This window comes from Novosphingobium sp. Chol11 (assembly GCF_945870625.1).
Lineage (GTDB): Bacteria > Pseudomonadota > Alphaproteobacteria > Sphingomonadales > Sphingomonadaceae > Novosphingobium.
In genome coordinates this window covers 1-9,774 of record NZ_CAMBTS010000114.1, presented here as the reverse complement: position 1 = coordinate 9,774, position 9,774 = coordinate 1, and the positions used below count along the sequence as shown (strand labels likewise).

Annotated in this window: 13 protein-coding genes; 9 read left to right on the top strand and 4 right to left on the bottom strand. The window is 62.3% G+C overall.

Features of this window, described 5'->3' with window-relative positions:
- The first annotated feature begins 165 nt into the window (after window positions 1–165).
- Together Q0O40_RS13995 and Q0O40_RS13990 are read left to right on the top strand one after the other, a co-directional pair.
- On the top strand, window positions 166–714 hold the full coding sequence (locus Q0O40_RS13995) for a plasmid partitioning protein RepB C-terminal domain-containing protein (protein ID WP_295531133.1): 549 nt from the start codon (window positions 166–168) through the stop codon (window positions 712–714).
- The gene (locus Q0O40_RS13990) at window positions 711–1,604 is read left to right on the top strand and encodes a plasmid partitioning protein RepB C-terminal domain-containing protein (protein ID WP_257543377.1); all 894 of its coding nucleotides are present in this window, start codon (window positions 711–713) and stop codon (window positions 1,602–1,604) included. The genes Q0O40_RS13995 and Q0O40_RS13990 overlap by 4 nt, the downstream gene beginning before the upstream one ends.
- Before the next feature lie 63 nt (window positions 1,605–1,667).
- On the opposite strand, the gene Q0O40_RS13985 is transcribed toward Q0O40_RS13990, so the two are convergent.
- From Q0O40_RS13985 to Q0O40_RS13975, 3 genes are read right to left on the bottom strand one after another with little or no spacing between them, the layout of a single operon-like run.
- Window positions 1,668–2,012, bottom strand: a complete 345-nt coding sequence (locus tag Q0O40_RS13985) for a helix-turn-helix domain-containing protein (RefSeq protein WP_295531128.1) — start codon at window positions 2,010–2,012, stop codon at window positions 1,668–1,670.
- Entirely contained in the window at window positions 2,005–2,364 is a 360-nt protein-coding gene (locus tag Q0O40_RS13980) for a type II toxin-antitoxin system RelE/ParE family toxin (RefSeq protein ID WP_257543382.1), read from the bottom strand. The genes Q0O40_RS13985 and Q0O40_RS13980 overlap by 8 nt, the downstream gene beginning before the upstream one ends.
- A 41-nt stretch (window positions 2,365–2,405) precedes the next feature.
- Window positions 2,406–3,623, bottom strand: coding sequence for a tyrosine-type recombinase/integrase (locus tag Q0O40_RS13975; RefSeq protein WP_295531121.1), 1,218 nt, complete (start codon window positions 3,621–3,623; stop codon window positions 2,406–2,408).
- A gap of 401 nt (window positions 3,624–4,024) precedes the next feature.
- Between Q0O40_RS13975 and Q0O40_RS13970 the strand changes: the two genes are divergently transcribed.
- Window positions 4,025–5,041 carry a DUF1611 domain-containing protein gene (locus tag Q0O40_RS13970; RefSeq protein WP_295531118.1) on the top strand — a complete coding sequence of 339 codons (1,017 nt, stop codon included), beginning with the start codon at window positions 4,025–4,027 and terminating at the stop codon, window positions 5,039–5,041.
- A 23-nt stretch (window positions 5,042–5,064) separates the two neighbouring features.
- Window positions 5,065–6,036: a dipeptide epimerase gene (locus Q0O40_RS13965; protein WP_295531115.1), complete on the top strand. Its 972-nt coding sequence runs from the start codon at window positions 5,065–5,067 to the stop codon at window positions 6,034–6,036.
- A gap of 12 nt (window positions 6,037–6,048) precedes the next feature.
- Here the strand turns inward: Q0O40_RS13965 and Q0O40_RS13960 are convergent, their stop codons facing one another.
- Window positions 6,049–6,945: a kinase gene (locus Q0O40_RS13960; protein WP_295531113.1), complete on the bottom strand. Its 897-nt coding sequence runs from the start codon at window positions 6,943–6,945 to the stop codon at window positions 6,049–6,051.
- Between the two features lie 171 nt (window positions 6,946–7,116).
- Here Q0O40_RS13960 and Q0O40_RS13955 point away from each other — a divergent pair, with 171 nt between their 5' ends.
- The 5 genes from Q0O40_RS13955 to Q0O40_RS13935 form a co-directional block, all read left to right on the top strand.
- Complete coding sequence (locus tag Q0O40_RS13955; RefSeq protein ID WP_295531110.1) at window positions 7,117–7,497, top strand: 3TM-type holin; 381 nt, start codon at window positions 7,117–7,119, stop codon at window positions 7,495–7,497.
- 36 nt (window positions 7,498–7,533) lie between these two features.
- Window positions 7,534–7,842, top strand: a complete 309-nt coding sequence (locus Q0O40_RS13950) for a hypothetical protein (protein ID WP_295531107.1) — start codon at window positions 7,534–7,536, stop codon at window positions 7,840–7,842.
- 77 nt (window positions 7,843–7,919) lie between these two features.
- The gene (gene aroQ / locus Q0O40_RS13945; RefSeq protein WP_295531104.1) at window positions 7,920–8,354 is read left to right on the top strand and encodes a type II 3-dehydroquinate dehydratase; all 435 of its coding nucleotides are present in this window, start codon (window positions 7,920–7,922) and stop codon (window positions 8,352–8,354) included.
- A 127-nt stretch (window positions 8,355–8,481) separates the two neighbouring features.
- On the top strand, window positions 8,482–8,973 hold the full coding sequence (gene accB / locus Q0O40_RS13940) for an acetyl-CoA carboxylase biotin carboxyl carrier protein (RefSeq protein ID WP_295531102.1): 492 nt from the start codon (window positions 8,482–8,484) through the stop codon (window positions 8,971–8,973).
- A 13-nt stretch (window positions 8,974–8,986) separates the two neighbouring features.
- Window positions 8,987–9,774 (top strand): biotin carboxylase N-terminal domain-containing protein (locus tag Q0O40_RS13935; RefSeq protein WP_295531099.1); only part of this gene is annotated, 788 nt, incomplete at its 3' end.

Sequence of the window (9,774 nt, the reverse complement as noted above, 5' to 3'; positions counted from 1 at the left end):
AAACAACGTGAAAGGATCAAGCGACAAACCATCGAGCATCGGCGCTTGCAACACCGCAAGCTCGCCGCCTAAAACCCAACCCCAGACGAGGCCCGCACTCCGCTAATTTACGCCGCGAGTTGTGCCAAATGTTCTGACGACGGACAGTTGCAAGACATCCTCGGGATGCGCGGGCGCGGCTATTCCGACAACGAAATCGCCGCCATGACCGGGCTTTCCGCCAATTATGTCTATATCGTGGGAAGGCTTTTGGAACGCGGCGAGCGGCGTCTAGTCGCTGCCGTGGAGGCGGGCTATCTCCCCATATCCGTCGCCCTCGAAATCTGCGAAGCCGACGATCAGGGTGTGCAGGCCGCGTTGCACAAGGCCTATGAAGACAATCTCCTGCGCGGCCGCGCGCTGATCGCCGCACGCCGTTTGGTGGACGTGCGAAAGCGGTCTGGCAAGGCCGCCAAACTCACCAAGCTGGTAAGCAAAGATGCAGCGACAACACCCGAGGGGCTGGTGAAGGCCTTTCAGGAGGACACCGAACGAAAGCGCATGATGATCCGCAAGACAGAGGCGACCCGCAATCGCCTCGTCTTCATCGTCGAAGCGCTGAGCCAGCTATCGAACGACGAAACTTTCGTGGCGATCCTTGAAGATGAAGGGCTTGCAACGATTCCGGCCCGGCTTGCGGATCGGATTCACAAAGTCAGGATCAGCGTCCAGTGACCCGGAGCAATCGGCAGCGAAAAATCAAGCTGGCCTTTGAACAGACCAGTTTGCGGATTCAGCTTGGCGAGATCGAGCTTCTACGCGCGATGCCAGAATCGACCCGGAAATCGCCCAAATACGGCCAGATCGCGGCATCAATCACCGAAGTCGGCATTATCGAGCCGCCCGTCGTCGTTCGCGTGCCGGGGAAGGACGAGCGATACCGGCTGCTAGACGGGCATATCCGCATCGACATTCTGAAGGCGCGCGGGGACAAGGATGTTGTATGCCTAGTGGCGACCGACGACGAGGCCATCACCTACAACAAGCGCATCAGCCGCATGGCTATCGTTCAGGAACATAAAATGATCCTGAAGGCTCTTGAGAAGGGCGTTTCAGAGGAGCGCCTTGCGCGGGCGCTCAACGTCAACATTTCGAGTATTCGCAGCAAACGACGCTTGCTGGACGGAATTTGCGACGAGGTAGCAAAGCTGTTGCAAGACCGGATGGTGCCTCTCAACACATTTCGCGAGATGAAAAAGCTGCGTCCTATGCGGCAGATCGAAGTCGCCGAAACCATGATCGCGATGAACAGGTTTTCATGGCCCTATGCCAAGTCGCTTGTTGCCGCCACGCCGCAGCATCTGTTGACCAGCGAAAAACGCAAGACCGTGCGGGGTCTCAGCGATGAGCAGATCGAGCACATGGAACGGGAAGCGACGAACATCGACCGCGAGTTCCGCATGATCGAGCAAAGTTACGGAACCGACCATCTCGATTTGGTTTTGGCGACCGGCTATCTGGCCCGCATGACGGAAAACGTGCGCGTGGTTCACCACCTTGCCCGCTGTCACCCCGAACTGTTGGCCGAGTTCCAGCGGATCGTGCAACTCCGCGAAGCAGCGTAACCGTTCAAATCGCCTACAACACCCGCAGCATTCACGCCCTTCGCCAATGTCGGGCCTCGGACTTCACGCAGTAAGCGGCGATGCCATCGGCCCCTTCGCCGGACGCGCACGAGGTGCGACCGAAATCCTCACGCGGACATCCCGGTTGAGCCGGTCGAGAATACGCATCAACCGGTCAATGGTGAAACGGTCGAGTTTGACCTGGCGGATGCGCGAGAAATCCGCAGCCGCGATGCCGGTGCGCGCCTCGGCATCGCGCACCGTCAGTCCCTCGCTATCGAGCGTTTTGACGATTTCAGCGGCAAGGATAGCGCGAAACTGACGAAGATTCGCGTCGGGCACATCGAAATCGGCAAAGACGTTGCCGGAACCACGGACCAGCTCGAAATCGTCATCATGGTCAGCCATCGAGCATTTCCTTCAACCGCTTGATACGCTCGCGCACGAGGTCGATTTCGTGGCGCGGCGTCGAAATTCCCTTGGTCGATTTCTTCTGGAAGGCATGAACCACCCAGATGTCGTCGCCCACTTGCAGCGCGTAAACGACGCGATAGGCGTCGCCGCGCTCCTTGATCGCCAGTTCCCACACACCTGCCCCAAGTCCGGCGAGCGGCTTGGCGATTTCCGGTGTCCCACCATCTGCCACGACGGTCAGGGCATCAAACGCCCGATTCATGGCCCGGTCGGGAAACGCCTCAAAATCCTTCCGCGCCGCCTTAATCCAAGAGATTGTGCGAAGGGTGTTACGCGATTTCGTCATATGTAGTCATATCTGCCAACAAAGTCAATCTATGATAACCGTCATGCCGCCGCTGCAAGGGACGTTCGGCGATCAAGCACCTCAACCGCCTTCAGCTTATGTTCGGGAGCGAGATGGGCATAGCGCAACGTCATGGCATAGTCGCTATGGCCGAGCAGCTCGCGAACGGTATTCAGATCGACACCCCCCATCACCAACCGCGATGCAAAGTGATGGCGCATGTCATGCCAACGGAATGCGGCAATGTCGGCATCCTTGAGCAAACGACGCCAAGAGAAGTTCACGCGATCAAACCGCTCCCCCGCTTCATTGAGGAACACCAACCCGTCCGCTTCTTCTGCCTGTGCACGCCAACCCTGCAGGACCAGAGTTGCCTCCCGATTTAGCGGAATATGGCGCGTCCGCTTGGATTTGGCGGTAGCTCCTGTCACGGTCAGAATGCGCCGGTCGAGATCGACGTTGGACCATGTGAGATCGAACAATTCACCGCGACGGCAGCCAGTGTTGATCGACAGCAGGATGAGCGGCTTCACATGATCGGTGAACATTACCGTTCGCAGGCTGGGGAGCAGAACATAGCCGCGTTCACGCCGCCAATGATTGGCAGAATCGCGTTCGGCGCGACGGCGCTCCTCACGCGCATCCATCGCAGCGCGAAGCCTCTTCTCTTCATTGTCGTTGAGGAACCGGACCTTGAGGCAGTCGTCCGTTTTCGACTTCTTGACCTTGGCGAGAGGATTGGCCGAAATCAGTTCCCAATCGACAGCGCGATTGAGCGCTGCCTTGATCGACGAAATATCGCGGTTGATGGTTTCCAGGCTGAGGCCTCGCTCAATCTCACTGGCGCGCCACTTCTCGACATCCAGCCCTGTGATTTCATCCAGCCGCTTATTCAGCAAGGACTTGAAAGCCGTCGCCAGCCGCTTGAGGTTCTGCGCGTGCGCCCGCTGATTGGCCTTCGCCCAGATTTTATAGTCGCCATCAAGGAAGTCTTGAAAGGTCGGGACGCCCGGCTTTGGCTTGCGTGCTTCTATAGGGTCAATCCCGCGATAAACATCAGCAAGGATCGTGCGGGCGCTCTCACGCGCATCGGCAACGCCGAGCACATCTGCCCGTCCGAGGAAGACCCGCTTCCCACGCCCGTATTCGCAATACCAAGATTTAACGCCCGATGGCATCACTCGCAGAACCAACCCCTTTAGCCTCGTGTCGCGATGCTCGACTTTGGAAGCCGGAACGGGCAACTTGTCGATTGCCATTTGGGTAAGTGCCGCACGCATCGTCTACCGCCTTTGCTTGGTCCGCGAATCATTCTGGTGGTGCGCTGGTGGTGCAACTTGGTGAAACAAGGCGCATCAAAATGGCACCGCGCGCAACGCCCTAAGTTATCAAAAAGTGGCTGATTTCTTAGGGAAAATCAAGAATTATCGGAGCAATTGCGTTGCACCATGAACCCCCAAAAAAAGCGGCTGGGGGTGTGGGGGTCGGAGGTTCGAATCCTCTCGTCCCGACCAATTTTGCACAAACCTGCAAATTCAATTGCCGCAAAGCGCTTTGCTGTCAGACAGCACCTCCCCATTTGCGCGGCGTCTTGAATGCACAGGGCCACTGGTTCATCAAAGCGCCCAACCTTGGGGAAACCAAGCTTAGGGAAACCACGATGATCCAGAAGCCCTACCTCCTTTTCACCGGCGATGCGCAGAACACGCGCTCGACCAAAACCGCCTTCGGCCTGCGCGACTGGGTGCCCGAGGCGGTGACCGGTCAATGGCGTTTGCCCGAAGGACGGGTCGATCTCGGCTTGCCGATGCTGGACCCCGCCGCCGCATATGCAGCAGGCGCGCGCTCGATGGTGATCGGCATAGCGCCGTTCGGCGGAGCGCTTCCCGAAACCTGGGTGCCCGGGCTGGTCGCGGCGCTTGAGGCGGGGCTTGACCTCGTCAGCGGGCTGCACACCCGGCTGAGTGCCATTCCCGCGGTGGCCGAGGCCGCCACACGGACCGGGCGGGCGCTCCACGATGTCCGCCATTCCGATCGCACATTTCCCGCAGGCACTGGCGAAAAGCGTTCCGGCAAGCGTCTTTTGGCGGTGGGCACAGATTGCGCGCTCGGCAAGAAATACACCGCGCTGGCCTTGGCCCGCGGCCTCAAGGCGCGCGGCCACGCGGCCGATTTCCGCGCCACCGGGCAGACCGGCATCATGATCGCAGGCGAGGGCGTGGCGATTGACGCGGTCGTGGCCGATTTCATCGCAGGCGCAGCCGAAACGCTCTCGCCCGCCGCTGCGCCCGATCATTGGGATGTGATCGAGGGCCAAGGCGCGCTGTTCCACCCGGCTTATGCCGGGGTCACGCTGGGTCTGCTCCATGGTTCGCAGCCCGATGCGCTGGTGCTCTGCCATGAGCCTGCGCGCCGCCATATCGAAGACCTGCCCTGGGCCGTGATCCCGCCGCTGGGCGAGGCCATGCGGCGCTATCTCGATGCAGCGCGCGTGACCAACCCGGCGGCGCGCTTTGTGGCGATCAGCCTCAATACCTCGAGACTGGACGAAGCGGCCGCGCATGCCGCCGCTGCCGAGGCTGCCGCAGCGCACGGCTTGCCGGTGTTCGATCCGCTGCGCTTCGGGCTGGACAGCGCGCTCGATCACATCGAATCGATTTATGGCGGTGCCAAATGAGCAGAGGCCCGACAGGTGTTCGCATGGAAATCCTGCCGCAACGCTGGATGATGCGCGAGCCGTTCGTTATCGCGCGCGGCGCGCAGACCGAGCAGGACGCGATTGCCGTGATCCTGACCAGTGAAACCGGCGCGCGCGGGCGCGGCGAGGCATGCGGGGTGGACTATGCCGGCGAAACAGTCGCCAGCATGACGGCCCAGCTTGAGAGCGTGCGCGCGCCAGTTCTGGCCGGTGCCGGGCAAAGCGACCTGCCCGCCCTGCTCCCGCCGGGCGGCGCGCGGTTTGCGCTCGATGCGGCGCTGTGGGATCTGGAGGCAAAGGCCGCGCCCGGCGGGATCGCGGCGCTGACCGGCATCGCTATGGCCCCTGTCACGACGGCCTACACCATCGGCATCCGCAGCCTTGCCGATTATGAGGCGACCGCGCGGCGCTTTGCCGATTTCCGCCTGCTCAAGGTCAAGGTGAACGCCGATGATCCGATTGCCGCCATCGCGGCGGTGAAGCGCGGCGCGCCAGATGCCGCGCTGATCGTCGATCCCAATCAGGCTTGGACCGCGGAGATGCTGGCCGCCCATGCCCCGATCCTCAAATCCATGGGCGTCGTACTGATTGAGCAGCCCGTGGCGGTTGGCGCAGAGGCCTCGCTCGATGGTTGGCGCTCACCCATCCCGCTCGCCGCCGACGAACTGGTGGACGGCGAAGGCGACCTAGACCGCGCAGCGGGCCGATTTGATGTGATCAACATCAAGCTCGACAAATGCGGCGGGCTGACCGCGGCGCTGGCGCTGGCCGAGGTCTGCCACGCGCGCGGCTTTGGGCTCATGGTCGGCTGCATGGCGGGCTCGTCGCTCTGTATGGCCCCGGCATTGGTGCTGGCGCAGCGCTGCGACTTTGTCGACCTTGACGGGCCTTTGCTGCTGGCTGGCGATTGGCCCGATCCGCTGACCTACCATCACGGGGTGGTCGCGCCGCCAACTCCGGCGCTGTGGGGTTGATTGCACCCGCCGCTATCGGCCTGAAAAGCGCAGGTTGGCGACCCCGTGGTCCTCGCCGAGATAGGCGATGACATCGGCATCTTGCGGCAGCGTGTTCAACATGGAGCGTGTCAAACGCTCGTAGTGCGCCACAAATCGCTCGACCTCGGCGGGGGACATCCTGCGGCCAGTGCGCGCGCGCAGCTTGCGCTCCTGCTCCTGCCGCCACGCCGCGACCGCCTCGAACCCGGGCGCGATAAGCGCGATCAGCATATCGAGCCGATCGAACAAGGCGCAATAAGGCCCGGTTAGCGCCGCATTAACGCCGCGCCGCCAGCGCCCATCCGCATCCTCGGCGGCTTCCAGACCATTGACAGGAACCACCAGCTGTTCCGGCGGCTCTGGCCGCGCGCCCACACACCAGCCTTCAAAGAGCAGCACATCGAGCGGCCCGGCGGCTACCGGCCAGCATTCAGCAGGCGCGCGGTCGTCCATGGCTTTGTCGAAGCGGGGCAGACGCAATTGGGGCTCCCCAGCAAGAAACGCCGCGAATATCGCCGCACCAAGCGCGACATCGTGGGTGCCCGGCACGCCGCGCGTGGCCAGCAGGGGATGCACGTTGGCCGCCAGCCCCCGCCGCTCCGCCTTGGTCAGATAGAGATCGTCGATCGACAAGGTTGCGGCCTTGATCCCGTAATCCCGGCCCAGCAACAACTCCATAAAGCGGCACAGGCTGGTCTTTCCGCTCCCTTGCGAACCGGCCACGCCAATGATCACCGGCCGCGCCATGCCTTGCGCCCGGGCGGCAATGCGGGCCGCGATCTCTTGCCACGGCCCGTCGACAATCGCCCGGTAGGCAGGGCCAAGCTGCTCCTGCATGATGAGCGCCGCAATCGGATCATCGCCAAGAGCGCTGCCAAGCCTATCCACCAGATCTACTCACCTAATCTATTCACCTAATCTATTCACTGGGCACGCCCCTCCACCACCGGACATGGCAGCGATCCGTTCTGCGCAAAACAATTTTCCTACTTCACCGCATGCCGTTATCTGGGCCCGCATCCCCGTGCCTGGCTGAAAAGCCCGCGCCTTGCCGAAAGGATGCCGATGCCCCCGCTCACACCCCCGCTCGCCCCTCCGCTCAAAACCGCGACCAGACCCGCCCGCAAAGCTCTGCCGCGCGCCGGCGCATCGGCGCAAGGTCCAGAGGACCGCTATATCTCGAGCGCGCGCCCGACATTTCTTTACGTCATCTATGCCATCCTGCTATGGTCAATCCCAATCGGCCTGATCGGTGCGCTCTCCCCCACCGCTGCCCGCAACATGGTCGCAGCGATGACCGCCTACTTCGCAGGGCTACCCGAACCGCTCTACACGCTGTTCGGCGCGGCCTACCTCGGTTACACCGCAGCACGGCAGTTCGGCAAAGCGGGAGGCAGGCTTGCCAGCCGCTCTTCAACCGACAAAAGCTCGGCTGGTTAGTTTCGAGTAACTATTACGTGCTAATGCTCGGCATCCATGGATAGACCGATCCCCCTCGCCGCACCAGCCGCATTCCGCTTCGCCGCATGGGCGGGCCCCTTTGCGCTGTTGCTGACCGGCTGCACCGATCAGCGCGTCGCCCAGCTCGAAGAGCGCATGGCCGCAGTCGAAATCAAGGCGGAGGCCGCCGAGAAGCGTTCAAAGGTCGCCGAATCCATCGCCAGCCGCTCGGCCGATTCGCCTCAAGTGGTCGAATTGCCCCCGCCCAGCGACGATAATCCCAACGACGAGGGCGACAGCGGGGCGCTGGCCGATCAGAACGACGGGGTACTCCCCGGCGGCTGACCGTTTGCGCGCAGGGCTTGCGCCCGCGTCCAGCGCCGGTATCACGGCAAGACCTCTGAACTTGCTGGAGACCGCGCGTGTCCAAGACCATTTTCGTGCTCAACGGCCCCAATCTCAATCTGCTCGGCACGCGCGAGCCGGAAATCTATGGGTCCGACACGCTCGATGATATCGCCGGCATGCTGGAAGACCGCGCCCGCCTGCTCGGGCTCGAGGTTGATCTGCGCCAGTCAAATCACGAGGGCCATCTGGTTGACTGGTTGCACGAAGCGCAAGCCACTGGTGCCAAAGCCGTGCTGCTCAATGCCGGGGCCTTCACCCATACCAGCATCGCGCTTTATGATGCGATCACGGCAATCCATACCCCGGTGATCGAAGTGCACCTGTCAAACCCCCATGCGCGCGAGGCCTTTCGCCACATATCCTATGTCGGCATGGCGGCCAAAGGCACCATCGCCGGGTTTGGCGCGGGCAGCTATCTGCTGGCGCTCGAGGCGGCAAACAGGCTCTGAGGCGGCTGTCCCGGGTCTGCCGCCCTAAGGGTTTTTGCAGCTAACCTTCCCACAGCCCCTTGCCAGCGGCGCGCGCGGCGGGCATTGCCCGCAGCCTCAGACAAATTTCGAGCCGCGAGGATAAAGTATGGGGAACGAGATCGGCGAAATGGCCGCTGATAACAATGGCGCGCCGATGGCGATCGATCGTGCGCTAGTGCGCGAGCTTGCCGACATGCTGACCGAAACCGGACTCACCGAAATCGAGGTTGAGGACGGCACACGCAAGATCAGAGTCGCGCGCAATGTTTCGGTCGTGCAGGCAGCACCGGCCTATGCGCCGCCCGCTGCCGCCGCCGCGCCAGCCTCGGCTGCCGCAGCCGCGCCCGCTCCGGTCGATATGGCCGCAGGCGCGCTGCGCTCGCCGATGGTTGGCACAGCTTATCTTTACCCTGAACCCGGCGCGGCTGCGTTTGTAAGCGTCGGCCAGGCGGTGAAAGAGGGCGAAACGTTGCTCATCATCGAGGCGATGAAGGTGATGAACACGATCACCGCGCCCAAGAGCGGCACGATCAAGGCCATTCTGGTCGAAAACGCGCAGCCGGTCGAGTTTGACCAGCCGCTCGTTGTCATCGCCTGAGAACGGTTCCGCCATGGCTATAACCCGCCTGCTCATCGCCAATCGCGGCGAAATCGCGCTGCGTATCCATCGCGCCGCGCACGAGATGGGGATCGAGACAATCGCGGTGCACTCTACCGCGGATGCCGATGCCATGCATGTGCGGCTAGCCGACTATGCCGTGTGCATTGGGCCGCCTGCGGCCAAGGATAGCTATCTCAACATCGCCGCGATCATCTCGGCGGCCGAGATCACGCAGGCCGATGCGATCCACCCAGGTTATGGCTTCCTCTCGGAAAACGCCAAGTTTGCCGAGATCGTCGAAGCGCACAACATCACCTGGATCGGGCCGAAGCCTGAACACATTCGCACGATGGGCGACAAGATCGAGGCCAAGCGCACCACCGGCGCGCTCGGCCTGCCGCTTGTTCCGGGCTCGGACGGCGCGGTTTCCGATATCAAAGAAGCCAAGGCGATTGCCGAGGCCGCTGGCTACCCGGTGATCATCAAGGCCGCCTCGGGCGGCGGCGGGCGCGGCATGAAAGTGTGCAACGGCCCGGATGAGCTTGAAACGCTAATCCAGCAGGCGGGCAGCGAGGCCAAGGCCGCGTTCGGCGATGCCACCGTCTATATCGAGAAATATCTCGGCAATCCCCGCCACATCGAATTCCAGATCTTCGGCGATGGCAACGGCAACGCGATACACCTTGGCGAGCGCGATTGTTCGCTGCAGCGCCGCCATCAAAAAGTGCTGGAAGAAGCTCCCTCCCCAGTCCTGTCCTCCGCCGAGCGCGACCGCATGGGCGGCATCGTGGCCAAGGC